This is a genomic window from Ectothiorhodospira shaposhnikovii (genome assembly GCF_047222355.1).
Classification (GTDB): Bacteria; Pseudomonadota; Gammaproteobacteria; order Ectothiorhodospirales; family Ectothiorhodospiraceae; genus Ectothiorhodospira.
This window is the reverse complement of sequence record NZ_CP178333.1, coordinates 1,388,832-1,414,101: the sequence shown is the minus strand read 5'-3', so window position 1 is coordinate 1,414,101 and position 25,270 is coordinate 1,388,832. Positions and strand designations below refer to the sequence as shown.

Below are 25,270 nucleotides of genomic sequence, written 5' to 3'. Positions count from 1 at the left end.
TACTCGACAAGACGCCGTCAGAAGGAGGCGCCGATACTGAACTGGAACGACTGCAGGCGATCTTCGGGCTTGTCATTTAACGCCTGCGCCAGACTGAATGTCAACGCGCCCACCGGGGACAGCCAAGTCATGCCGGCACCGATCGAGGCGCGGATCTCGCCGGTCTCGAAATCATCATAGGTCTCGAATACCTGGCCGGCATCCAGGAACAGGCTCATGCGCACATTGGGGGCCTGATCCATGAACGGCGGCGGGAAGATGAGTTCGGCACTGCCCAGCACCCGGAAGTTCCCGCCAAATGGATCTCCACGATCATCCAATGGCCCCAGGCTCAGATCCCGGTAACCCCGTACCGAGCGGGTGCCGCCGGCGAAGAACTTCTCGAAGAACGGCAGATCGGAGGTATCCCCGTAGGCATCCCCGTAAGCCACTTCCCCGGACAGGGCGAAGGTCAGCCCCGGCCGCAGGGGGATGAAGAGCTGGTTGCGATAATCCACCTTATAGTATTCCAGGTCGCTGCCCGGCAGGGAGGCCTCCAGACTGATCCGCTGCAGGTTGCCGCGATCCGCGAACACGGTCCGGTTGCGGGTATCGTGGATGAAGCTGGTGGTCAGGGTATAGAGATCATACCGGTCACCATTTTCATCCAGGTAGTCGAAGATCTTATCCGGAGTATTGTCGGAAGTGAGGATCTCCACCCGCTCATAGCCGGGGGTAATGCGGAAGGTGTTGTACTCGGTGAGGGGAATGCCGTAGGTGACATTGGCCCCCAGCCGGTTGGAGGAATAGCGGGAAATATCCGCCCGGAAGGCATCCGTCTCCCGATAGAAGATATTGAAGCCCCGACTGACCCCGTCCAGGGTGTAATAAGGGTTGGTAAAGGACAGGCTGTAGAGAGTGCTCACCCGGCTGTTGTTCAGGGCCAGGGAGACCCGGTTGCCGGTACCAAAGAAATTGTCCTGGGACAGGCTGGTATTGAACAGCACGCCCTGGCTCTGGGAATACCCGGCACCGATCATGAAACTGCCGGACAGGCGCTCGGACACCGTGATGTCCAGGTCCACCTGATCCTCGGTCCCGGCCACCCGGCGGGTCTCGATGTTCACATCCTCCACATAGGAGAGACGCTGCAGGCGGACCCGGGAGCGATCCACGTTCGAGGTGGAATACCAACCGCCTTCCATCTGCCGCATTTCACGGCGAAAGACCTCGTCCTGGGTGCGGGAATTACCGGTGAAGTTGATCCGGCGCACATAGACCCGCTGACCGGGATCGACAAAGAAGGTCAGGGCAACCTCCTGATTCTCCTCGTCAAGCTGGGGGATCGGATTGACGTTGGCAAAGGCGTAACCCTCATCCCCCAGACGGCGGGAGATGCGATTGGAGGTCTCGGTGATCAGGCTGCGGGAGAAGGTATCCCCCGGGGCAATGGCCAGCAGATCCCGCAGTTCCTGCTCGTCCACGATGAGATTGCCCGCCAGACTGACCTCGCTCACCCGATACTGCTCGCCTTCATCGATATTGATGGTGACATAGATGTCCCGACGATCCGGGGTCAGAGTGACCTGGGTGGAATCCACGTTGAAGTTGATGAAGCCGGAATCCAGGTAGCGGGTACGCAGTTTTTCCAGATCCCCCGCCAGGCGCTGCTTGGAATAATGATCACGGCGGCTGAACAGGGCATACCAGCGGGGCACGCCGGAATCGAAACGACGAATCAGCTCCCGCTCGGAATAGGCTTCGTTACCCACCACCCTCACCTGCTGGATCCGGGCCACCCGACCCTCGGCGATCTCGATGACCACGTCCACCCGGTTGCGGGGCAGCGACTCCACCTCCACATCCACCTGCACGTTGTACTTGCCGCGGGCGAAATATTGCTGCAGCAGTTCATTCTCCATGCGCTCGAGCACGGTGCGGTTGAAGACCCGGCCACGGGCCATGCCCACCTGACGCAGGGCCTCCATGAGCTGATCGGTCTTGATGTCCCGGTTGCCGCTGATGCGGATCTCGTTGATGGCGGGCCGCTCTTCCACCACCACCACCAGCACGTCGCCACGCCGGCTCAGGGAAATGTCGGAGAAGAAGCCGGTACGGAACAGGGCCCGGATCACCTCCGGTGCCTGGCCGTCATCGAAGGCGTCTCCCACCGCCACGGGCAGGTAGGTGAACACCGTGCCGGCGGCAATGCGCTGCAGACCCTCGACCTCGATGTCCCGGATCACAAAACCGTTGCCGGCCAGTGCCGATGTTGACCAGCCCAGCATGGCGGCAAGGCCCAGACCGGCAAGCAGACGTCGTGACTCACGAGACATTCGGTATCAACCCAGGATTCGCATGAAATCGTTATAGAACGCGAGCGTCATCAAAAGTCCGATCATCACGATCCCGACCCGCTGGCCGATGGCTTCCACCGTCGGCGACACGGGACTGCCCTTGATGAGCTCCACGCAGTAATACAGCAGATGACCACCGTCGAGTATGGGAATCGGCAGCAGATTGATGATCCCGAGACTGATACTGACGATGGCGAGAAAACCCAGAAATGCCGAGAGCCCGATCACGGCGGTGACGCCCGCATACTCGGCAATGCTGATGGGGCCGGCGATATTGCTCACCGCCGCCTCGCCGGTGAGCAGGCGCCACATCACCCGCAGGGTCATGACGCTCATGTCCCAGGTTCGTTCCACGCCATGGACGAACGAGATCCAGGGGCCGTGACGGACCTGGGCCCGCATGGCCTCGGCGGTGGCCTCGTCCACATAGGGATAGGCGCCGATCAGCCCCACCCGCTCGCCGTTGACCTCCCGGCTGTCGGTCCGGATCACCATGAATTCACGGCGACCGTCCCGCTCGATCCACAGCTCGATGGACTGTTCGGGGCGGGCCTGAACATGGGCCACCCAGGACTGCCAGCTGTCGATGCGGATGCCGTCCGCCTGCAGGATCCGGTCTCCCGAGCGTAGCCCGGCACGGGCCGCGGCACCCTCCGGGATCAGTTCCCCCAGTACCGGCTCCGACCAGGCATGCCAGGCAACGATACCCAGCTTGTCCAGCAGGGGGCCTTCGTCCAGCAGTCGGCGCCGGTCGCTCAGGTCCAGTGAGCGGACCACTTCCCTGCCTTGGGCATCGCGCACCAGCACCTCCACCCGGCGGCCATCCAGACCCTGTTCGAGCAGATTGAGGGCGGCAAGTTCCCAGGTGGCCGTTTCGGTATCGTTCACCCGCAGGATCAGGTCCCGGGCCTCGAAACCGCCCTCGGCGGCCAGGGAACCGGGCTCCACATGCCCCACCACGGGCTTGATGCCGCCGACCCCGACCATGAACATCAGGGTGTAGGCGAGGATAGCAAAGAGGAAATTCGCCGCCGGACCGGCGGCGACGATGGCCATGCGCCGGCCCACGGTCTGGCGGTTGAAGGCGCGATGACGCTCCGCCTCCGGCACCGGCTCCTCGCGCTCATCGAGCATCTTCACATAGCCGCCCAGGGGGATGGCGGCGATAACATATTCGGTGCGATCCCGGCCTGCCACCCGTGTCCACAGGGGACGACCGAAGCCGATGGAGAAGCGCTGGACCTTCACGCCGCAGCGCCGGGCCACCCAATAGTGGCCGAACTCGTGCACCGTCACCAGCAGCCCGATGGCAACGATGAAGGCGAGGATGCTGATCAGGATGCTCATGAATGCAGGGAACGCTCAAGCAGCCGGCCTTCGCGCACCGCCGCGGCCGCCACTTCCCGGGCTTCCCGATCCGCCGCCAGGATCCGTTCCAGGGAATCAGCTTCCTGATGGGGCAGGGTTTCCAGGGCATGGGAGATCAGCCGGGGGATGTCGGTGAAACGGATGCGCGCCGACAGGAAGGCATCCACGGCCACTTCGTTGGCCGCGTTGAGGATGGCGGTGGCGGTACCGCCGGCACTGAAGGCCTCGTAGGCCAGGCGCAGGCAGGGGAAACGTTCCATGTCGGGACGCTCGAAATCCAGGCGGGCAATCTCCATGATGTCCAGCGGCGCTACGCCCGAGGTGATGCGCTCCGGCCAGGCCAAGGCGTGGGCGATGGGGGTTCGCATGTCCGGGTTGCCCAGCTGGGCCAGCACCGAGCCATCGGTATAGGCCACCATGGAATGAATCACGCTCTGGGGATGCAGTACCACCTCGACACGCTCCGGCGTGGTATCGAACAGCCAGCAGGCCTCGATCAGTTCCAGGCCCTTGTTCATCATGGAGGCGGAATCCACCGAGATCTTGCGGCCCATGACCCAGTTGGGGTGGGCACAGGCCTGATCCGGCGTGACCGCCTCCAGATCCTGGACAGGCAGGCGCCGGAAGGGTCCGCCGGATGCGGTCAGAAGGATCCTTTCCACCCCCACTTCGGGCAGACCGCGGGAAAAGTCAGACGGCATGCACTGGAAGATGGCGTTGTGCTCGCTGTCGATGGGCAGCAGTTCCGCGCCCGAGGCCCGGACCTGATCCATGAACAGGCGTCCGGACATCACCAGGGCTTCCTTGTTGGCCAGCAGTACCCGCTTGCCCGCCCGGGCGGCGGCCAGGGAGGGCAGCAGCCCCGCCCCGCCGACGATCGCGGCCATGACGTAATCGGTTTCCGGCAGGGCAGCCACTTCGGCCAGGGCTTCGGGACCGGCCATGACCCGGGTGGACAGGCCGGCGGCACGGATACCGGCTTCCAGTGCTCCCGCATGGGCCGGATCGGCCACCACCGCATAGTCGGGTCGATGGGTCCTGCACTGCTCCAGCAGACGCTCCACATTGCCATTGGCGGTGAGGGCCACGGCGCGATAGCGGTCCGGATGGCGAGCGATGACGTCCAGGGTGTTGACGCCGATGGTTCCGGTGGCGCCAAGGACGGTGACGCCCTTTGGTGAAGCACTCATTGGAAGTCTCCCGGTAAACTGACCTTGGGGTGAAACGGCAAGCCGGGCCCCGGCAAAGACCGCTTGCGCCGTCAAAGGACTATCTTGCCATAATTACGCCCCACAGGAGGCCCATCAGGAAGACGGGGGCTGCCGCGGTGAGGCTGTCGATGCGATCCAGAATGCCGCCGTGTCCGGGCAGCAGGGCACCGCTGTCCTTGGCACCGGCTTCCCGCTTGAGCACGCTTTCAAACAGGTCTCCGGCCACGGACACCAGGGCCGTGACCAGACACAGACAGACAAAGAAGAACCACAGGGCGGGAATCACGCCGAAATACCAGGCGCCCAGCAGACCGAAGGGAACGATGGCAATCAGGGCGCCCAGCAGACCTTCACGGGTCTTGCCCGGGCTGATGCGTGGTGCCAGCTTGTGACGACCGAAACGGCGCCCGGCGAAATAGGCGGCGCTGTCCGCCGTCGCCGTCAGCAGGATGAGGTAGAGCACCAGGGCGGGCTGTACCTGATGCAGCCAGACCAGGGCGATGAAGGCGGGTACCAGGGTCAGTACACCGGCACTGCCCAGCCCATAGCGACGCCAAAGGATCCGGCCCTCCCGGCCGGCCGGCCGGTAGAAGGCCAGCACCACGAGAACCCCACCCCACCACAGGACGCCCAGCACCACCGGCCAGATCTGGTCCAGGGCGAAGGCCGTGAAGGCACCCAGTCCGGCCAGGGCGGCGACCCCGGTCACATACAGACCTCGCTGCCCACCGGATTCCAGGCCACAGAGTCGGGCCCATTCCCAGGCCCCCCCCAGGCACACGGCCAGTACCGCAAGGCCGAACCAGAAAGACGGTAGCAACAGGACCGCCGAAAACACCACCACGGCCAACAGAAGGCCGGTTATGACTCGCTGTTTAAGCACCACTGCCTCCGGCCAGTTGCTCTTCGATATATCCGAAACGGCGCTGACGGCCGGCAAAACAGGCAAAGGCCTGGTTCAGGTCGTCCTCGCTGAAATCCGGCCAGAGCACGTCGGTAAAGAACAGCTCCGTATAGGCCAACTGCCAGAGCAGGAAATTGCTCACCCGCTTTTCCCCGCCGGTGCGAATGAACAGATCCGGGTCGGGCAGACCGGCGGTCGAGAGATGGGCATCCAGGATCTCCGGCGTGATCTGCTCGGGTGTCAGCACACCGGCGCGGACCTTTTCGGCCAACGCGGCGGCGGCATGGGTGATGTCCCAACGCCCGCCGTAGCTCACCGCCACCACCAGCTCCATCAGGGTATTGTCACGGGTGCGCTGCTCCGCCTCCGCCATGCGGTCCTGAAGCCGCGAGGAAAAGGCGCTGCGATCACCGATGAAACGCAGCCGGATGCCCTTTTCCTCCAGTTCCGGCAGTTCACGGCGGATCGAGCCCACGAACAGTTCCATCAGGGTCCCGACTTCCTGCCGGGGCCGGCGCCAGTTCTCGCTGCTGAAGGCGAACAGGGTGAGCACCTTGACCCCGCGGGAAGCACAGGTACGCACCACCATCCGGACGGCATTGACGCCCTGGCGATGACCTTCGGTGCGGGGAAGATGACGGGCACGGGCCCAGCGACCGTTACCATCCATGATGACGGCCACATGACACGGAATACCCGGTTTACTGGCGGGCGATTGAGTCACTATCGGTGGTTCATCCCGCGGCTCAGACGGCCATCAGTTCCTTTTCCTTTTCCGCCAGCACACGATCGACTTCGGCGATGTAATGGTCGGTCAGCTTCTGCACTTCTTCCTGGCCCTTGCGATCCTCATCCTCGGAAATGGACTTGTCCTTGACCAGGTTCTTGAGTTCGTTGTTGGCATCACGACGGATGTTGCGGATGGCGACACGGGCATTCTCCGCCTCGTGACGCACCACCTTCACCAGGTCCTTGCGACGCTCCTCGGTAAGGGCCGGCATGGGAACACGGATCACGGCACCCACCGTGGAGGGGTTCAGACCCAGGTCCGAGTTCATGATGGCCTTCTCCACCTTGGCCACCATGGGCCGTTCCCAGGGGGTCACGGTCAGGGTGCGGGAATCCTCCACGCCCACGTTGGCCACCTGATTGATGGGTACCTCGCTGCCGTAATACTCCACCATCACGTGGTCCAGCAGGCTGGTGTGGGCACGCCCCGTGCGGATCTTGGCCATTTCCTGGCGCAGGGAATCGATGCTCTTGCCCATGCGGGTCGCGGCATCCTTCTTGATAGCTTCAATCATGCTGTTCAACCTCTCTCGACCAGGGTACCCACATTCTCGCCCATGATCAGGCGCAGCAGATCCCCTTCCTTGAATATGTTGATGACCCGCATCGGCATGTCATTGTCCCGGCACATCACGATGGCCGTGGCATCCATGACGCCCAGACGGCGGGTGAGCACCTCCTCGTAGGTGAGGCGCTCGTAACGGCGGGCATCGGGATTGGTCATGGGGTCCGAGTCATAGACACCGTCCACCTTGGTGGCCTTGATCATGACATCGGTGTTCATCTCGATGGCCCGCAGGCTGGCCGCGGTGTCGGTGGTGAAGAAGGGATTGCCGGTGCCGGCGGCAAAGACGACGATGCGCCCCTTTTCCAGATGACGCACGGCGCGACGACGGATGTAGTCCTCGCAGACCTGATTGATCTTGAGGGCGGACATGACGCGACAGAACTTGCCTTCCCGCTCCAGGGCATCCTGCATGGCCAGGGCATTCATCACCGTGGCCAGCATGCCCATGTGGTCGGCCGTGACCCGGTCCATGCCGCCCTGGGCCATGCCGGCACCACGGAAGATGTTACCGCCGCCGATGACGATGGCCACCTCCACGCCAAGGCGACTGAGTTCGGACACCTCGCGGGCAACCCGGGCCAGGATGTCCGGACAGATGCCGAAATCCAGGTCACCCATCAGGGCCTCGCCACTCAGCTTCAGAAGGATACGCTTATAGGCGGGACGCTTGTCGTCACTCATGGGAAACCTTGTTTGTATTGTGTCGAGCCTGAAACCGGGTGCCCCCGGTGAACCGGGACACTCATGCGGACGACGGCGGCCCCATGTGGAGCCACCATCATCAGGATACAGAAGATATCAAGCGCCCTTGGCCTGGGCCATCACTTCTTCGGCGAAATTCTCCACCTTCTTCTCGATCCCTTCACCCACCTCGTAACGCACGAAGCGGTTCACCTGGGCGCCGGCGTCCTGCAGCAGCTTGCCCACGGTATTGTCGGGGTCCTTGACGAAGGGCTGACCCACCAGGGTGATTTCCGCCAGGTATTTCTTGATGCGACCGCCGATCATCTTCTCGATGATTTCGGCCGGCTTGCCGCTTTCCTCGGCCTGGGCGCGGAAGATGTTCTTTTCCTGCTCCAGCAATTCCTGAGGCACCTGGGACTCATCGACGCAGACCGGACGGCTGGCGGCGATGTGCATGGCCACATCACGGACCAGGTCATCATTCCCACCGTTCATTTCGACCAGCACGCCGATGCGGGTGCCGTGCAGGTAATGACCCAGACGGCCGTCACTGTTGATCACTTCAAAGCGACGTACCTGGATGTTCTCGCCGATCTTGGCCACCAGACCGGCACGGACTTCTTCCAGGGTCCCTTCCGGGGTGGACAGGGCCATCAGAGCCTCCACGTCGACGGGGGCCTGGGCCACCAGGGTGTCGGCCACCAGGCGGACGAAGCCCTGGAAGTTGTCATCCTTGGCCACGAAGTCGGTTTCGCAGTTGACTTCCACGATGGCGGCACGGCGGCCGTCTTCGCTGGCGGCAACCATCACCTGACCTTCGGCGGCCACGCGACCGGCTTTCTTCACGGCCTTGGCGGCGCCGGACTTGCGCATCTGCTCGATGGCGGCTTCCATGTCGCCGCCGGCCTCGGCCAGCGCCTTCTTGCATTCCATCATGCCTGCGCCGGTACGCTCGCGCAGTTCCTTAACCATGGATGCGGTAATCTGCATGGGGTAACTCCTGAATTCAATCTGTGTCGCCGGGGCCGCCCCCGCAAGCGGGCGCGGCCCCGGCAGCGCGTTACTTGTCGCCGGCTTCGGCGGCGGGCTGGGCAGCGGCCTCTTCCACCTCGACGAACTCGCTGGAGGCGGTGGTGCGGGCCACGTTGAGGCCGTCGCACACGGCGTCGGCCGCGGCGGCGAGATAAAGCTGAATGGCACGCATGGCGTCATCGTTGCCGGGAATGACGTAGTCGACGCCTTCGGGGGAGTTGTTGCTGTCCACCACGGCGACCACGGGGATGCCCAGCTTGCGGGCTTCGCTGATGGCGATGCGCTCATAGCCCACGTCGATCACGAACATGGCGTCCGGCAGACCGGGCATGTCCTTGATGCCGCCCAGACTGCGCTCGAGCTTTTCCATCTCGCGGGTGCGCATCAGGGCTTCCTTCTTGCTCAGGCGGTTCAGGGTACCGTCTTCCTTCATGGTCTCCAGTTCCTTGAGACGACGGATGGATTCGCGCACGGTCTTGAAGTTGGTCAGCATACCGCCGAGCCAGCGGTGATTGACGTAGGGCATCTTGCAACGCTGGGCATGCTCGGCCACCAGGTCACGGGCGGAGCGCTTGGTGCCCACGAACATGATCTTGCCGCCGTTGGCGGCCATCTTGCCCAGGTAGTTCATGGCATCATTGAAAAGGGGAACAGTCTTTTCAAGATTGATGATGTGAATCTTGTTGCGATGCCCGAAGATGTACTGGTCCATCTTGGGATTCCAGTAACGGGTCTGGTGACCGAAATGGACACCGGCTTCGAGCATTTGACGCATGGTCACGTTAGGCATGACGAGAGGATCTCCTCGGGTTGGGCCTCCATGCGCCCCGAACAGCAACCCCTTTTCGGGGCACCCCGCTGAACGTGCCGGCGCATGTGTGGATTCAGAACAATGAAATGGATGAAGTACGCACCCGCAGTTTGGTTTGCATGGAGCGCGGGCGCTTTATACCATAAACGGTCTTTCACAACAAACGCATAGCGCGGCCCGCCGGACCCGATCGGCGCCGGCCAAAGCGCCCTACCCCGGACCCTCCCCAGCATGCCCGTCAATATCAAGACCCCGGAAGAAATCGAAAAAATGCGCCTGGCCGGCCGCTGTGCCGCCGAGGTCCTGGACATGATCGCCCCCCACGTGCAGGCGGGCATCACGACCGGCGAACTGGACCGGCTCTGCCACGACCACATCACCCGGGTACAGGGTGCCATCCCGGCCCCGCTGAACTACCGCGGCTTCCCCCGGTCCATCTGTACATCCATCAACCACCAGGTTTGCCACGGCATCCCCGGCGACCGTCGCCTCAAGGACGGCGACATCGTCAACATCGACGTCACCGTGATCCGGGACGGCTATCATGGGGACACCAGTCGCATGTTCATCATCGGCAAGCCCTCCGTGCAGGCCCAGCGTGTGGTGGATGTGGCCCATGAAGCCCTGTGGCGCGGCATCGGCATGGTGGCCCCCGGCGTCCGCCTGGGCGATATCGGCCATGCCATCCAGACCTATGTGGAAGGAGAACGCTTCAGTGTGGTACGTGAATATTGCGGCCACGGCATCGGCCGGGAGTTTCATGAGGACCCTCAGGTCCTGCACTTCGGACGCCCGGGGGAAGGGGTGGAACTCAGACCCGGCATGACCTTCACCATCGAGCCCATGGTCAACGTGGGCAAGCGTCATACCCGCCTGCTGGCCGACGGCTGGACCGTGGTCACCAAGGACCACAGCCTGTCCGCCCAGTGGGAGCATACCCTCCTCGTGACCGAGGACGGTCATGAAATTCTCACCCTGCGCAAGGACGAGACCCCGCCTTGTTGAGCCTGCCCCCATGAGCCCCCTGACCCCTCTGCCGCCCCATATCGCCCATCGCCTGAGCTGGGAGGCGGCATACCAGGCCCTTCGCCACGGGCAACCGCCGGACCGGCAGCAATATGCGGCCCTCGTCACCCGGGTACGCAAGGACCTGGAAACGGCCTTCACCGACGGCGTGGACGTCACCGACCTGGTCCAGGCCCGGGCTGCCGCCATGGATCGCCTGTTGGTGGCGGCCTGGGAGGCCCTGTCGCTCCACCACCAGGCCGGACTGGGCCTGGTGGCCGTGGGTGGCTACGGCCGGGGGGAACTGCACCCCGGCTCGGACATCGACATCCTGGTGCTCTTCGATACCCCCCTGAACCGGGAGCAGGAGGAACGAATCGGGCAGTTCCTCACCTTTCTCTGGGACATCGGCCTTGAGGTCGGGCACAGCGTGCGCACCCTGGATGACTGCACCCGGGAGGCCGCGCGGGACATCACCGTCGCCACCAACCTGCTGGAATCCCGTCCTTTGCTGACGCCGACCGGCCAGTTCGAGGCCCTGAGGGCGCGAATCGCCCCGGAGCGCATGTGGAACAGCCGCGAGTTCTTCGCCGCCAAACTGGCGGAACAGGAGGCCCGGCACCAGCGTTTCGGCGAAACCGCCTACCGCCTGGAACCCAATCTCAAGGAAGGTCCCGGCGGCCTGCGGGACATCCAGATGATCGGCTGGGTGACCCAACGCCATTTCGGCGCCAGCGCCCTGGAAGAACTGGTATCCCACGGGTTTCTCACCGAAGCGGAGTGCCACGACCTGGTGGCCGGACAGAGCTATCTGTGGCGGGTACGCTTTGCCCTGCACATGCTCAGCGGTCGCAAGGAAGACCGGCTGCTGTTCGATTTTCAGCGCCGCCTTGCCAACCTGCTGGGCTTCACCGACCAGGACCATAATCTGGCCGTGGAACAGTTCATGCAGCAGTATTTCCGCACGGTGATGGGGCTTGAGCGGCTCAATGAAATGCTGCTGCAGCACTTCAGCGAAGCCATCCTGCTGGAGGACCACAGTGACGAGGTGGTGCCCATCAATCGCCGCTTCCAGGCCCGGCGGGGTTTTTTGGAGATCACCCATCCCCAGGTCTTCCGCCAGTACCCCCCGGCCCTGCTGGAGACCTTCCTGCTGCTGCAGCAACACCCGGAACTCAAGGGCATCCGGGCTTCCACCATCCGCGAGATCCGCGCCCAGCGGCACCTGATCGATGATGAATTCCGCCGGAATCTCGCCTGCCGCACCCTGTTCATGGAGATCCTGCGCCAACCCCACGGGGTCACCCGGCAGCTACGGCGCATGAACCGTTACGGGGTACTGGCCGCCTATCTGCCGGCCTTCGGCATGATCGTGGGCCGGATGCAGTACGATCTGTTCCACATCTATACCGTGGATGAACACATCCTGGGTGTGATTCGCAATCTCAGGCGCTTCGCCGCGCCCGAGCACGAGAGTGACCTGCCCGAATGTGCGCGGCTGTTCCGCCAGATCCCCAAGCCGGAGCTGCTCTATCTGGCGGGGCTGTTTCATGACATCGCCAAGGGGCGCGGTGGCGATCATTCCGAGCTGGGCGCCGACGAGGCGCGAAACTTCTGCCTGCATCATGGCTTGGCGGTCCATGACGCCAATCTGGTGGCCTGGCTGGTGAAGGCCCACCTGCTCATGTCCCTGACCGCACAGCGGCGCGACATCTCCGATCCGGGAGTGGTCATGGAGTTTGCCGCCCAGGTGGGTAACAGCATGCGCCTGAACCATCTCTATCTGCTGACCGTGGCGGACATCCAGGGCACCAATCCACAGCTCTGGAATTCCTGGAAAAGCTCGCTGATCTCCAGCCTATACGCTTCCACCCAGCGCATGCTGCGCCGCGGCCTGGACAATCCGCCGGACCAGGACGAACTGGTGGGCGAGGTACAGACCCATGCCCTGGAACTGCTCCAGGCACAGGGCATGACGGCCTCCGACTGCCTGCGGATCTGGAGCCATTTCGACGCGGAATACTTCCTGCGCCATTCCGCCGACGAGATCGCCTGGCACACCCGCGCCATCCATGAGGTGGATGAAGCGGACCTGCCGCTGGTCCTGGTGCGCCAGGAAACCGCCCGCGGCAGCACCGAGATCTTCCTCTATACCCGGGATCACCCCCATCTCTTTGCCCTGGCCGCCACCGCCTTGACCCAGCTGGGACTGGACATCGTGGATGCCAGAATCATCACCACGCGCACCGATCGCACCCTGGATACCTTCCTGGTACTGGAAGACACCGGTCAGCCCATCGCCAGTGCCGAGCGAGTCCAGGAAATCGGCCGACTGCTCCGGGAAAGACTCAACGATCCGGACAAGCGCCCCGGGGTCATCCGGCGCACCACCCCGCGCCGGCTCAAGCATTTCGACGTGGCCACCCAGGTGAGCTTCGATCCCCTGCCCCACCACAACCGCACGGTACTGTCCATTTCCACGGCTGACCGGCCGGGACTGCTGTCACGGATCGGCATCGTGCTGATGGACTGCGGGGTCAAGGTCTACAATGCCAAGATCGCCACCGCCGGCGAGCAGGCCGATGACGTATTCTACGTCACCGAACTGAATGACCAGCCCATCCAGGACCCGGAACGACGGCAGCTGATCACGGATCGCCTGCGGGAGGCGCTGCAGGACCCCGCCACCCGCCCGCAGACCCCATGAGGACCGGCGGATCGGCCGGGACACGCCGTTATGGCGTATACTGTCGCGCCGTTCAACCGACCACCGACGACACGGCACGATGAATCCCGATCTGGATCGACTGCAACCCTACCCTTTCCAGAAGCTGGCCGCCCTCAAGCAGGGGGCGACGCCCCCGGCCGCACTCGGACACATCGCCCTGTCCATCGGCGAACCCCGACACGCCGCGCCCGCCGTGGCCCGGGAGGCCCTCATCACCCATCTGGACGGCCTGTCGGGCTACCCCCTTACCCGGGGTTCGGACGCCCTGCGCGAGGCCATCGCCGGATGGGCCGGCCGACGTTTCGGCCTGCCCGCGGGCCTGCTGGACCCCCAGCATCATATCCTGCCCGTGAGCGGTACCCGGGAAGCCCTGTTCGCCCTGGCCCAGTGCGTGGTGGACCGCGGCCGGCAACCGGCGGAAGTCTTCATGCCCAACCCGTTCTATCAGATCTACGAAGGGGCCGCCCTGCTGGCCGGCGCCAGGCCCCGGTTCATGGACCTGCTGCCGGAGCACGGCTTCCTGCCGGACCTGGATGCCGTCACGCCGGCCCAGTGGGACCGCTGCCAGCTCCTGTATCTGTGCAGCCCGGGCAATCCCAGCGGCAGCGTGATGCCGGAAGATTACCTGGTGCGGGTGCTGGAACTGGCCCATCGCCATGACTTCATCATCGCCGCGGACGAGTGTTATTCCGAGATCTACTTCAACGACCAGCCACCACCGCCGGGCCTGCTCGGAGTCGCGGCCCGACACCAGGGCGACTTCAGCCGGGTGGTGGTCTTCCACAGCCTGTCCAAGCGCTCCAACCTGCCGGGACTGCGGTCCGGCTTCGTGGCGGGTGACGCCCGGGTCATGACGGCCTTTCATCAATACCGGACCTATCACGGCTGCAGCATGGCACCCCCGGTACAGGCGGCCAGCATCGCGGCCTGGAATGACGAGACCCATGTGGCGGAAAACCGGGATCTCTACGGCCGCAAGTTCGACGCCGTCCTGGAGATCCTGGGGGATGTCCTGCCCGTAAGCCGCCCTGATGCGGGGTTCTATCTGTGGCCGGAAGTCCCCATGGATGACGAGCGCTTCGCCCGCGAACTCTTTGCCCGCTGGAACATCACCGTCCTGCCCGGCAGCTACCTGTCCCGGGACACCGCCACCGGCAACCCCGGCCGCAACCGGGTGCGCATGGCCCTGGTGGCCCCCCTGGCGGAATGCGTGGAAGCCGCCAAGCGCGTCCGGGCGTTCCTGACGGATCACTGAACCCGCCGATCCCCGGCTATCATCACCCTTATCACGTTCCTAATCAGTGGAGTGTTTCCATGACCGACATCCAGACCCTCATCGAAGACGCCTTTGAAAGACGCGTCGAGATCAACCCGCGCAATGCCGACACCCGCCTCAAGGATGCGGTGATGGAAGCCATCGACATGCTGGACCGGGGCACCGCCCGGGTGGCTGAAAAGCGTGATGGCCAGTGGGTGGTGAACGAGTGGCTCAAGAAGGCCGTGCTGCTGTCGTTCCGCATCAACGACAACCAGCTCATGAAGGGCGGCTTCACCCACTATTACGACAAGGTGGACGCCAAGTGGGCCGACAGCAATTCCCGGGAACTGCGCGAGAGCGGCGTGCGCATCGTGCCGCCCGCCACCGCCCGGCGCGGCGCCTACATCGCCCCCGGCGTGGTGCTGATGCCCTCCTACGTGAACATCGGCGCCTATGTGGATGCCGGCACCATGGTGGACACCTGGGCCACCGTGGGTTCCTGTGCCCAGATCGGCAAGAACGTGCACCTCTCCGGGGGCGTGGGCATCGGCGGCGTGCTCGAACCCCTGCAGGCCTCTCCCACCATCATCGAGGACAACTGCTTCATCGGCGCCCGCTCCGAAGTGGTGGAAGGGGTGATCGTGGAGGAAGGCTCGGTGATCTCCATGGGGGTCTACATCGGTCAGAGCACCCGCATCTATGACCGGGAGAAGGACGAAGTGACCTACGGCCGCATCCCCGCCGGCTCGGTGGTGGTATCCGGCAACCTGCCGTCCAAGGACGGCAAGTACAGCCTCTACTGCGCCGTGATCGTGAAGCGGGTGGATGAAAAAACCCGTTCCAAGGTGGGCATCAACGAACTGTTGCGGGATCTCTGACCCCGCTTCAGGTGCGGTCCGGGGGCGGGGATTCCCGCGCCCGCCGCCGCGCCGCCAGGGCGCGGCGCACCGACAGGATCTGCCATCCGCACAGGCCCAGCAACACGGCGGCGGTCAGCAGTCCCTTGCCCAGGACCAGGGTGGTGGTGTCGATCATGACGGCACTGCCTCGCAGGTTCAGGCCCGGACGAACAGTGCCATGGACTCCACGTGGGCCGTATGGGGAAACATGTCCATGACACCGGCGGCGACCAGACGATACCCGTGCCGGTGGACCAGTTCCCCCGCATCCCGCGCCAGAGTGGCCGGATTGCAGGACACATAGACCATGCGCTCGGCCCCCAGACGGGCCAGCGGCGCCAGCACCTCCCGGGCCCCGGAACGGGGTGGATCCAGCAGCACCCGGTCCACCGGACCCGACAGCCAGGGGGCGTTGCCCGGATCGGCGGCCAGATCGGCGGCATGGTAACGGGTATTGTCGATGCTGTTTTCGACCGCATTGCGGCGCGCCCGTTCCACCATGGCCGCATCCCCTTCCACGCCGATGACTTCCCGCGCCATCCCCGCCAGGGGCAGGGTGAAATTGCCCAGACCGCAGAACAGATCCAGTACCCGGTGTTCCGGCGCCACCTCCAGCAGGGACAAGGCCCGCGGCACCATGACCCGGTTGATGGGGGTGTTCACCTGGAAAAAATCCACCGGGGCGAACGGTACCCGGGTGCCGTACCCAGGATGGCCATAGGTCAGCACCGGAGGGGAGGTCGGCCACAGGGGGATGATGGTCTCTGGACCACCGGGCTGCAGCCAGACCTGCAATCCGGTTTCCTGACCAAAACCCGTCAGGATTGCCTGATCCGCGGCATCGAGCGGGTCCAGATTGCGAAACACCAGGGCCACCTGGTCGGCGTCATCCACCGCCACCTCGATCTGGGGAATGCGGTCCCGGGCCCGTAGCTGGCCCATCAGCTCCCGCAGCACCATGATCCGCTGCCCCACCGCCGGATGCAGCACCTCGCAGGTGGTCAGGGCCGCCAGGTAGGGGCTGCCCTTTTCCCGGAATCCCACCAACACGCCCCCCTTTTTGGGCACATGCTTCACCCCCAGCCGGGCCTTGCGGCGATAGCCCCAGACCGGGCCGGTGATGGGTGCCAGGATCTCATCCGGGGCCACGTCACCGATGTGCCGCAGATCATCCAGCAGGACCTGCTGCTTGGCCCGCACCTGGGCCGCCGGGTCCATGTGCTGCAGGGCACAGCCGCCGCACAGGCCGAAATGGGGGCAACGGGGCTCGACCCGGTCCGGCGAGGCCTCCAGCACCGTCTCCACCCGACCCTCGTCATAGCGCCGATGCTGCTTGTGATAGCGGAAGGTGACGGTTTCCCCGGGCAGGGCGCCATCGATGAAGACGGTCTTGCCCTCGATGCGGGCAACGCCCCGTCCTTCGTGGGTGATGGCGTCAATACGGGTCTGGACTGCCTCCTGGGGCAGCCGGGATCGGCGTCGGGAACTCATGGATGTGATCGATCGATTCAGGTGGAGGAAGCGGAGGCACCCTGCCAGGCTGCCAGAAATTCATGCAGGTGGGGCTGGGACGCGGCGGCCAGCATCTCGGCCAGGCGGGTCTGTTCGCGGGCCAGTCCTTCAGGACTCAGACGACCGCGCAGATGCTCGAAGCGCAGATAGACCAGATAGGTATTGAGGACGTCGGTTTCGCAGTAATGGCGGATGCCCTGGATGTCACCGGCCAGCCAGGCATCCCAGACACCGGCGCCGCTCATGCCCATCTTGCCGGGAAAACCCAGCAGGGTGGCCACCTCGTCCAGAGGGGCATTGGCGCGCATCTGGAAACCCGCCAGCACGTCCATCAGGTCCAGGTGACGCCAGTGGTAGCGGGAGAGATAGTTGTTGTAGCGAAAATTGCGGTCGTCATCGCCGGTATCCCAGTAGCGCGGGGCCGACACCCCATGCAGCAGGCTGCGGTAGTGGAGCACCGGCAGATCGAAGCCGCCGCCGTTCCAGGTCACCAGGGTGGGCGCATAGCGCTCGATACCCTCGAAAAAGCGCCGGACCAGCTCGGCCTCGTCGGACTCCGGTCCGCCCAGGGACCAGACCCGGAGCTGATCCCGGGTGGCGAGCACCACCGAAATGGCCACCACCCGATGCAGGTGATGCGCGAGGAACTCACTGCCGGTCTTCTGGAGCCGGAGCTGGAACATGGCCTTGGCGGCCTCCGCGTCTCCCAGACCATCCAGGCCCAGGAGCCGGCGACCACCCGCCACATCGGGAATGGTCTCGATATCGAAGACCATCACCGGTTCTGACAATGCCACGCTCATGCGGGATAGACTCCGGTGGAGATGTAGCGATCCCCCCGGTCGCAGATGATGGCCACGATCACCGCGTTCTCGAGATCGGCCGACAGGCGCAGGGCAGCGGCCACGGCCCCCCCGGAGGAGACGCCGGCGAAGATGCCCTCCTCCGCGGCCAGGCGACGCATGGTATCTTCCGCCTCGCCCTGACTCACGTCCATGACCGTATCCACCCGCTCGGGCTCATAGATCCTGGGCAGATAGGCCTCAGGCCAGCGCCGGATACCGGGGATGGCGGCCCCTTCCGCCGGCTGCACACCGATGATCCTCACCCCGGGATTCTGTTCCTTGAGATAACGGGAAACCCCCATGATGGTGCCGGTGGTACCCATGGCGCTGACGAAGTGGGTGACGCCGCCCTCGGTATCGCGCCAGATCTCCGGTCCGGTGGTTTCATAGTGGGCCAGGGGATTGTCCGGATTGGCAAACTGATCCAGCACCCGCCCCTTGCCCTCGGCCTGCATCTGCTGAGCGAGGTCGCGGGCGCCTTCCATGCCCTCCTCCTTGCTGACCAGGACGATCCGGGCGCCGAAGGCCTTCATGGCGGCCCGCCGTTCCGCACTCATGTTGGCCGGCATAATGAGGATCATGGGATAACCCTTGATGGCGGCCGCCATGGCCAGGGCAATGCCCGTATTGCCACTGGTGGCCTCGATCAGGGTATCGCCGGGACGAATGTCACCTCGGGCCTCGGCACGTTGTATCATGTGCAGGGCCGGGCGATCCTTGACGGAGCCGGCGGGGTTATTCCCCTCCAGCTTGGCCAGAATGGTATTGGAGGTCTGCCCTGGCAGACGTTGCAGACGGATCAGGGGCGTATTGCCCACAAAAGATTCCAGGGTTGGATGATTCATGCAGACACAACCTCAAGAGACGGACCCCATTATAAACACGCTGTCCCCGCAGTTAGAAACACGACAACGTGATTCTCAGGCCCTGATGGCGACCACACCCGCCTTGATTCCGCCGCACCCATGACAAGGACCGTACCATTCCATGCATTGCTGACGATGGCCCTGCTGATCGGGTCGCTGACGTGGGCACCTCGCACCCAGGCCACGGAAATCTTCCAGGCAGCCCCCCCGCGCATTCTGTTCGTGGCCAGCCAGGAAAGCGACATCCACCAGCGCGCCTACGAACCCCTGCGGCGCGGCCTGGCCCATCCCTCCCCCCTGTTCATAGCGATCTCCGCACCGGACGCCGCGCAATGGATGCGTCATTTTGACTGTGCACAGTGCCTGATCATCACCTCGGGCACCTCCGCCCTGCAGACGGTGATCGACATCACCCGGCAGGCGCGGGTCCTGAGCATCGTGATTCCGATGGAAAATCATGAACGCCTGATCCGTACCGCCAGTGATCCGACGCGATTCGCGGCCCTGTTCATGGACATTCCCCTGGAACACCGAATGCGCATCGCCAGCCGGCACGTCCCGGCATTCCGACGGTTCGGCATGGTGACAAGCCAAACCCGCCCCGGCTCGCCGAGCGAAGGACAGCCGCCGAACCTGCGCCTGTTCCCCAAGGCGCCCCATCAGGATCTTTTGGAAGTTTTCGTTCAGGCCGCCCGGCAATCCGATGCAATACTCACGCTGCCGGATCGTGAGATCTACAATTCCAGAACCATCGTCAGCATCATGATGACGACCTACCGACTGGGGACCCCCCTGATCGGCCATTCCGAAGCCCTGCATCGCGCCGGCGCCCTGATCTCCATCTATGCCGATCCTGAAATGCTCGGCGAGGAGGCGCTGACGCTGCTGCGGACCTGGAACGGTGAAGACTGGCAGACACTGCGGCGCCCCACCGAACGGTATCAGGTCTCCATCAATCATCAGGTGGCCCGCTCCCTGCGCATCACGGTGGAGACGCCATGATGCAATGGCGCCTCCGCCACCGCGTGCTGGCCCTGTCATTGTTGCCCACCCTGTTGGTGGCCGTGGTACTGACCACCTACTGGGGCAGTATCAAGGTGCTGGAACTGGAAGGGCAGATTCAGGAACGCGGCGAAACCCTGGTGGCCTTCCTCGGACCGGCCGCTGAATACGGGGTCATCTCGGGCAATCACGCCTACCTGGATGCCATCACCGCCAAGGCCCGGATCCAGCCCGATGTGACGGGCATCTTCATCCAGGACCATCAGGGCAACCGGATCTACGAATACCGGGCTCCGAACGGATCCGCCGACATCTCGCCCTGGAGATATCGCATGGCGACATGGCTGTTTCCGGAAAACATTCAGTATTTCCAGCAAAATATCCTGCTGAGCGCGCTGGAACTACAGGATCTGCCGTTGCCGGAGGATACCTCCCCGCAGCTTCAGGATCCTCGCCTGATCGGCAGCGTGGAGATCCACCTGAGCAACCTGCCCACCAGTCTGCAGCAGTTCCAGTGGATGCTGCAGAGCATCTTCCTGATCCTGCTGGTGGTGATCGGCATATTGATCGTCATCCCCCGCTGGAGCCTGTCCCTGTCCCGCCCGCTGGAAAAGGTGGCCGCCACCGTGGCCCGGATTCAGCAGGGGGACCTGGCGGCCCGTAGTCGCGCCCGGGCGGGCGGCGAGATCGGCGTGCTGCAGCGAGGCATCAACAGCATGGCGGAAAGTATCGAGCGCTCCCACCAGCTGATGAGCGAGCGCATCAATACCGCCACCATCAGCCTTCAGGACAAGCTGGCACTCATTGACACGCAGAACCAGGCGCTCATGCAGGCCCAGGAACATGCCGAACTCATCAACCAGCGCAAAACCCGATTCCTGGCCAGCATCAGCCATGAACTGCGCACCCCCCTGAGCGCCATCAAGGGCTATTCCGAACTGCTGTGCCAGCACGGCAACCTGGACGAACAGGAGCGCCACTGGGTCGGCATCATCGAAGACGCCAGCCGGGACAGCCTGAAACTGGTCAATGACCTGCTGGACATCTCCCGCATCGAGGCGGGTACCGTGGCCATCCACCATACCCGTTTCGACCTCAGGCAAACGGTGCAGGAAGTCATCAGCCTCTGTCGCAAGGGTTCGGGCCGACAGAATGTGGACATCACGCTCCTGATGCACCCGGCCACCCCCGGCTGGATCAACAGCGACCCGCTGCGCATCAAGCAACTGCTGACCAATGTCCTGACCAATGCCGTCAAGTTCACCAGCAACAGCCACGTCATCCTGCGAGTCGGCCCCCATCCGGATGAAGCGGGCATCCTATCCCTGTCGGTGGAGGATTTCGGACCGGGCATCGAAAAGGAATATCTGGACCAGATCTTCGAGCCGTTCTATCAGATCCGGCGGGAAGAGAATGCCCTTCAGGTCGGCTCCGGCCTGGGGCTGAGCATTGCCCGCGGCCTGGTGAGCCTGCTCAAGGGGGAACTGGTGGTGGAAAGCGAACCGGGTGAAGGCTGCATCTTCCATCTGCACCTCCCGATCCTCTCCGGGACGGCCCAGGCGATCGAAGGCATGGACGGCGAGGCACCGGAACGGATCGTGCTGCTCACCGATGACGCCGAAGTGCGCTTCATTGCCCAGAGCTGTCTGGGCCGACTGGGACTGACTTGCGAGAACGTGCTGCGTGGCGCGGCCTTTCTCAAGGGGCTGGAAGGGACGCGGGGCACTGTCGGCCTGATCTGGCTGCGCCAGCCCTATCCGGAACTGATCGACACCCTGCTGCGCCATCAGCATCTGGCGCGACGGGTGATCATGACGGCTTTCGGCACCATTGCCGAACCCCAGCTCCAGCAACTCAGACGCCAGGGGGTCCTGCTGATTCCCCCCTACCTCAGCCTGGACATGCTTCACGGCCATCTGAAGCGGCGTCTGCGAGCCGCTCCCGAGCCGGAATCGGCGGAAACCACGCCCATGGGTCAGCACCAGCGGCAGCTCTCCGGGCTGCGCGTCCTGGTGGCCGATGACAACGCCACCAACCGGCGACTACTGTGCGAGTTCGTGATCAATTGCGGCGCCCGGGTGGATGAGGCCGAAAACGGTGAGCACGCCCTGTACCGTTACCGGGAGGACCACCATGACCTGATCCTGATGGACATGCACATGCCGGTCATGGATGGTGTCACGGCCCTCAAGGAGATTCGCCGGGAAGATCCCGGCGCCAGAATCATCGCCGTCACCGCCGATGCCAGACCATCAGTGCACAAAAGCCTTATGGCCGATGGCTTTGACCACATCCTGACCAAACCGGCGACCCAGGACGACGTGATCAAGTGCCTGACCCGATTCCCCCGCGACCTGCAGGAACGCCGGACGCCGGCCTCTCCCGACAGCGAAGAGAGGCTCCATGAGCCGGAACGCGCCTTGCGCATGGCCGGTGGTTCCGCTGATCTGGCCAATGAACTGGCCACCCTGCTGTTCAGGGACCTGAAACGGGCACGAGGACAACTCAGCGACAGCAGCCTGAAACGCCAGGTACTGCTCAAGCTGGCTCATCAACTCAAGGGCGCTTCCCGCTACTGCGCCACCCCCAGATTGGAAACCGCGGCCAGCGCCCTGGAAAGCGCCCTGCGCGATGGACAGGAAACCGCCATCCCCAGGCTGCGACTGGCGCTGCTCAAGGAGGTGGAGGACCTGCTCGCAATGGAAGCGGAGATCCTCAACCCGCCATGACCACGAAGGCCAGGGCGTACTCCCGCTCGTCGGACAGGCTGATCTGCATATCCCGCACCCCCAACCGTGCCGCGGTGAGCGCGGCGGGGCCGGACAGCACCAGCAAGGGACGCCCGCGCTCATCATGATCCACGCGGGCGTCCTCGAAGCGCATGTGGGCACCGATCCCGACCCCCAGGGCCTTCGAGGCGGCTTCCTTGGCGGCAAAACGCCGCGCCAGGAAGGCGGCCGGCTGGGCGGCGGCCTGGAAACCGGCATATTCAGCGGGGTGCAGGATGCGCCGGGCCAGGCGATCACCATGGCGCTCCAGCATCGCCGTCATGCGCACGATGCTGGTGATGTCGGTGCCGATGCCGATCAGGCGCATGCACGCCCCGCGTCCATGGCCGTCCGCATCTGCACCACCGCCTCGCGGATGCCGCAGAACAGGGCCCGGGCGATGATGGCATGGCCGATATTGAGTTCATGCAGCTGGGGGATGGCGGCAATGGCGCCCACATTGTCGTAGTCAAGACCGTGACCGGCATTGACCGTCAGACCGATCGACTGCCCATGGGCGGCCGCCCGGCGGATCCGCGCAAGCAGTGCTTCCCGGCCGACCGGATCCGTCGCCGACGCATAGGCCCCGGTATGCAGCTCCACCACCGGGGCGCCGATGCGCGCGGCCGCATCCAGATGGGCCGGCTCCGGCTCCACGAACAGCGACACCTCGATGCCCGCCTCGACCAGACCCGCGCAGTAATCCCGCAGACGCGCCTCGTGGGTCAGCACGTCCAGTCCGCCTTCCGTGGTCAGCTCCTGCCGGCGCTCGGGCACCAGGCAACAGGCCCGGGGACGTACCTCCAGGGCGATGGCATGCATCTCCTCGGTGGCGGCCATCTCCAGATTCATGGCGGTCCTGATCACGCCGCGCAGACCGCGCACATCCGCGTCCTGGATATGGCGCCGGTCCTCGCGCAGGTGCAGGGTGATGATATCGGCGCCGGCATCCTCGATCAGGCCCACCGCCTGGGCCAGATCCGGATAGACGGTGTGGCGCTGCTGGCGGATGGTGGCGATGTGATCGATGTTGACACCCAGGCGCAGGGGTGAGGGAACTGAATTCATGATGAAACATCCGGTCGCCCGCGGGCGAAGAGTTGACGTGACAGAATGGGTTTGCCATCCAGATGATGATCCAGCAACCCGCGCAGCAGCCGCTTGGCCTGGATCCGGTGGGCGGGCGTATCCAGACGGTCGGTGAGCAGGGCCGCCAGGGCCTCCCCCTGGATGGTCCGGGGAGATGAAGGCGTGTCGTGGGGATCGGCCTCACGAACCCCCGACAGGGGGTCGACCCGGTAGAGTCGCCGTGGTTCCAGATCCTTGACCACCACGAACTCCAGACCCTCTCCCAGCAGGTTGAGCAGGGCCAGTTCATAGCGCCGCAGCGCCGGCTCCAGGGCCAGGCCGGGATCGCCCAGCGCGGACAGGGTCCCGGCATAGACGGCAAGGAACTCCGGTTGCGGAATTTGCCGGGGCAGCAACCTCACCGCCAGTTCATTGATATACAGACCGCAGACGGCCCGATTGCCGCTCAGGGACACACCGCCCAGCTCTTCCCAGCCCGTCAGGGTGCGCAGCTCGCCGCGGCCGCGCCAGGTCACTTCCAGCGACGCGAACAGCGGCGGCCGACGGCCCCGGTCCCGCACGCCGCGCAGGACGGCCCCCATGCGCCCCTCCGCGGCCGTCAGCAGTTCCAGCAACAGACTGGACTCCCGGTACGGGCGGGCATGCAGCACGAAGGCGATAGTGCCGGAGACCGTCGTCACGGTTCCACGTCGATCCCCATGCGGCGGATGCCGTCGATATCGCCCTGCCAGCCTTCCCGCAGCTTCACCCAGAGCTTGAGCATCACCTTGCGCTGGAGCAGGTCCTCCAGTTCATGCCGGGCACCGGTGCCCACCGCCTTGATCATGCGACCGCCCTTGCCGACGACGATGGATTTCTGGCTGTCCCGCTCCACCCAGATCACCGCCCCGATATGGATCGCGGTACCGGTATCCTCCCAGGTTTCCACGTCCACCGAGGTGGCATAGGGGACTTCCTGTCCCAGGCGCTCCAGCAACTGTTCCCGAATCACTTCCGAGACCCGGAACCGCTGGCTGCGATCCGTGATCTCGTCATCGGGGAACAGGTGCGGTCCTGCCGGCAACAGGTCGATGAGGGTGGTCACCAGGGGGTCCACGTTCACCCCGCGCAGGGCGGACAGGGGCACCACGTCATGGAAATCCAGCTTGCCGCGCACCTGATCGATGAACGGCAACAGGACGTCCTTGTCCTTGAGCTTGTCCACCTTGTTAATCACCAGCACCACCGGGCGGCGGCCGGCGGCCAGCCAGCCGGCCAGCTGCTCGTCTCCCGCCTCCCAGCGACCGGCCTCGACCACGAACACCACCCCGTCCACATCATCCAGGGTGGCGCGGGCGGTACGGTTGAGGACCTTGCCCAACAGCTTGGGCGTGGACGGGTCCACCCCGGGGGTATCCACCAGCACCAGCTGATCCGCGCCGCGCGTGACCACGCCGCGAATGCGATGCCGGGTAGTCTGGGGCTTGCGGCTGGCGGCCGCGATCTTCTCCCCCACCAGATGGTTGAGCAGGGTGGACTTGCCCACATTGGGACGACCGACGATGGCCACATAACCACAGCGGGAGGGCATCTCTTCCGCTGCCATGGATTCGGAT

Annotated in this window: 23 protein-coding genes; 6 read left to right on the top strand and 17 right to left on the bottom strand. The window is 64.4% G+C overall.

What is annotated here, in order from left to right; translation table 11 throughout:
* Positions 1 to 17: 17 nt before the first annotated feature.
* From bamA to rpsB, 9 genes are all read right to left on the bottom strand, one after another.
* Complete coding sequence (gene bamA / locus ACLF6L_RS06430) at positions 18 to 2,315, bottom strand: outer membrane protein assembly factor BamA (RefSeq protein ID WP_412852602.1); 2,298 nt, start codon at positions 2,313 to 2,315, stop codon at positions 18 to 20.
* Between the two features lie 6 nt (positions 2,316 to 2,321).
* The gene (gene rseP / locus ACLF6L_RS06425; RefSeq protein WP_412852601.1) at positions 2,322 to 3,683 is read right to left on the bottom strand and encodes an RIP metalloprotease RseP; all 1,362 of its coding nucleotides are present in this window, start codon (positions 3,681 to 3,683) and stop codon (positions 2,322 to 2,324) included.
* Positions 3,680 to 4,894 (bottom strand): 1-deoxy-D-xylulose-5-phosphate reductoisomerase, encoded by a 1,215-nt coding sequence (gene ispC / locus ACLF6L_RS06420; protein WP_412852600.1) that lies wholly within the window; start codon positions 4,892 to 4,894, stop codon positions 3,680 to 3,682. The genes rseP and ispC overlap by 4 nt, the downstream gene beginning before the upstream one ends.
* A gap of 79 nt (positions 4,895 to 4,973) precedes the next feature.
* The gene (locus tag ACLF6L_RS06415) at positions 4,974 to 5,798 is read right to left on the bottom strand and encodes a phosphatidate cytidylyltransferase (RefSeq protein ID WP_238616707.1); all 825 of its coding nucleotides are present in this window, start codon (positions 5,796 to 5,798) and stop codon (positions 4,974 to 4,976) included.
* Positions 5,791 to 6,489 carry a polyprenyl diphosphate synthase gene (gene uppS / locus ACLF6L_RS06410; protein ID WP_238616777.1) on the bottom strand — a complete coding sequence of 233 codons (699 nt, stop codon included), beginning with the start codon at positions 6,487 to 6,489 and terminating at the stop codon, positions 5,791 to 5,793. The genes ACLF6L_RS06415 and uppS overlap by 8 nt, the downstream gene beginning before the upstream one ends.
* Positions 6,490 to 6,565: 76 nt before the next feature.
* On the bottom strand, positions 6,566 to 7,123 hold the full coding sequence (gene frr / locus ACLF6L_RS06405; protein ID WP_238616706.1) for a ribosome recycling factor: 558 nt from the start codon (positions 7,121 to 7,123) through the stop codon (positions 6,566 to 6,568).
* Between the two features lie 5 nt (positions 7,124 to 7,128).
* Positions 7,129 to 7,857, bottom strand: a complete 729-nt coding sequence (pyrH, locus tag ACLF6L_RS06400) for a UMP kinase (RefSeq protein WP_238616705.1) — start codon at positions 7,855 to 7,857, stop codon at positions 7,129 to 7,131.
* Positions 7,858 to 7,974: 117 nt separating this feature from the next.
* Complete coding sequence (tsf, locus tag ACLF6L_RS06395; RefSeq protein WP_238616704.1) at positions 7,975 to 8,850, bottom strand: translation elongation factor Ts; 876 nt, start codon at positions 8,848 to 8,850, stop codon at positions 7,975 to 7,977.
* Positions 8,851 to 8,920: 70 nt separating this feature from the next.
* Positions 8,921 to 9,682, bottom strand: coding sequence for a 30S ribosomal protein S2 (rpsB, locus tag ACLF6L_RS06390; protein ID WP_238616703.1), 762 nt, complete (start codon positions 9,680 to 9,682; stop codon positions 8,921 to 8,923).
* A gap of 252 nt (positions 9,683 to 9,934) precedes the next feature.
* Here rpsB and map point away from each other — a divergent pair, with 252 nt between their 5' ends.
* From map to dapD, 4 genes are all read left to right on the top strand, one after another.
* The gene (gene map / locus ACLF6L_RS06385; RefSeq protein ID WP_412852599.1) at positions 9,935 to 10,708 is read left to right on the top strand and encodes a type I methionyl aminopeptidase; all 774 of its coding nucleotides are present in this window, start codon (positions 9,935 to 9,937) and stop codon (positions 10,706 to 10,708) included.
* A gap of 10 nt (positions 10,709 to 10,718) precedes the next feature.
* The gene (gene glnD / locus ACLF6L_RS06380; protein WP_412852598.1) at positions 10,719 to 13,415 is read left to right on the top strand and encodes a [protein-PII] uridylyltransferase; all 2,697 of its coding nucleotides are present in this window, start codon (positions 10,719 to 10,721) and stop codon (positions 13,413 to 13,415) included.
* A 79-nt stretch (positions 13,416 to 13,494) separates the two neighbouring features.
* Positions 13,495 to 14,691, top strand: a complete 1,197-nt coding sequence (gene dapC / locus ACLF6L_RS06375; RefSeq protein ID WP_412852597.1) for a succinyldiaminopimelate transaminase — start codon at positions 13,495 to 13,497, stop codon at positions 14,689 to 14,691.
* Positions 14,692 to 14,750: 59 nt separating this feature from the next.
* Positions 14,751 to 15,572 carry a 2,3,4,5-tetrahydropyridine-2,6-dicarboxylate N-succinyltransferase gene (dapD, locus tag ACLF6L_RS06370; RefSeq protein WP_008932270.1) on the top strand — a complete coding sequence of 274 codons (822 nt, stop codon included), beginning with the start codon at positions 14,751 to 14,753 and terminating at the stop codon, positions 15,570 to 15,572.
* A gap of 7 nt (positions 15,573 to 15,579) precedes the next feature.
* On the opposite strand, the gene ACLF6L_RS06365 is transcribed toward dapD, so the two are convergent.
* The 4 genes from ACLF6L_RS06365 to cysM are packed head-to-tail and all read right to left on the bottom strand — an operon-like array spanning position 15,580 to position 18,795.
* Positions 15,580 to 15,729 (bottom strand): hypothetical protein, encoded by a 150-nt coding sequence (locus ACLF6L_RS06365; protein ID WP_008932269.1) that lies wholly within the window; start codon positions 15,727 to 15,729, stop codon positions 15,580 to 15,582.
* A gap of 20 nt (positions 15,730 to 15,749) precedes the next feature.
* Positions 15,750 to 17,084 (bottom strand): 23S rRNA (uracil(1939)-C(5))-methyltransferase RlmD, encoded by a 1,335-nt coding sequence (gene rlmD / locus ACLF6L_RS06360; protein WP_412852596.1) that lies wholly within the window; start codon positions 17,082 to 17,084, stop codon positions 15,750 to 15,752.
* Positions 17,085 to 17,101: 17 nt separating this feature from the next.
* A complete protein-coding gene (locus ACLF6L_RS06355; protein ID WP_412852595.1) occupies positions 17,102 to 17,908 on the bottom strand; it encodes a 3'-5' exonuclease in 807 nt (268 codons plus the stop codon).
* Positions 17,905 to 18,795 (bottom strand): cysteine synthase CysM, encoded by an 891-nt coding sequence (gene cysM / locus ACLF6L_RS06350; RefSeq protein ID WP_412852594.1) that lies wholly within the window; start codon positions 18,793 to 18,795, stop codon positions 17,905 to 17,907. Before cysM ends, ACLF6L_RS06355 begins: the two co-directional genes overlap by 4 nt.
* Positions 18,796 to 18,915: 120 nt before the next feature.
* On the opposite strand from cysM, the gene ACLF6L_RS06345 reads away from it, so the two are divergent.
* Positions 18,916 to 19,818: an ABC transporter substrate-binding protein gene (locus tag ACLF6L_RS06345; protein ID WP_238616696.1), complete on the top strand. Its 903-nt coding sequence runs from the start codon at positions 18,916 to 18,918 to the stop codon at positions 19,816 to 19,818.
* Positions 19,815 to 22,547: an ATP-binding protein gene (locus tag ACLF6L_RS06340; protein WP_412852593.1), complete on the top strand. Its 2,733-nt coding sequence runs from the start codon at positions 19,815 to 19,817 to the stop codon at positions 22,545 to 22,547. Before ACLF6L_RS06345 ends, ACLF6L_RS06340 begins: the two co-directional genes overlap by 4 nt.
* Here the strand turns inward: ACLF6L_RS06340 and acpS are convergent.
* The 4 genes from acpS to era are packed head-to-tail and all read right to left on the bottom strand — an operon-like array spanning position 22,534 to position 25,260.
* Complete coding sequence (gene acpS / locus ACLF6L_RS06335) at positions 22,534 to 22,914, bottom strand: holo-ACP synthase (protein WP_238616694.1); 381 nt, start codon at positions 22,912 to 22,914, stop codon at positions 22,534 to 22,536. The two genes, ACLF6L_RS06340 and acpS, sit on opposite strands and share 14 nt — an antisense overlap.
* Positions 22,905 to 23,654 carry a pyridoxine 5'-phosphate synthase gene (pdxJ, locus tag ACLF6L_RS06330; RefSeq protein WP_238616693.1) on the bottom strand — a complete coding sequence of 250 codons (750 nt, stop codon included), beginning with the start codon at positions 23,652 to 23,654 and terminating at the stop codon, positions 22,905 to 22,907. The genes acpS and pdxJ overlap by 10 nt, the downstream gene beginning before the upstream one ends.
* Positions 23,651 to 24,355 carry a DNA repair protein RecO gene (gene recO / locus ACLF6L_RS06325; RefSeq protein WP_238616692.1) on the bottom strand — a complete coding sequence of 235 codons (705 nt, stop codon included), beginning with the start codon at positions 24,353 to 24,355 and terminating at the stop codon, positions 23,651 to 23,653. The genes pdxJ and recO overlap by 4 nt, the downstream gene beginning before the upstream one ends.
* Positions 24,352 to 25,260: a GTPase Era gene (era, locus tag ACLF6L_RS06320; protein WP_412852754.1), complete on the bottom strand. Its 909-nt coding sequence runs from the start codon at positions 25,258 to 25,260 to the stop codon at positions 24,352 to 24,354. The genes recO and era overlap by 4 nt, the downstream gene beginning before the upstream one ends.
* Positions 25,261 to 25,270 lie beyond the last annotated feature (10 nt).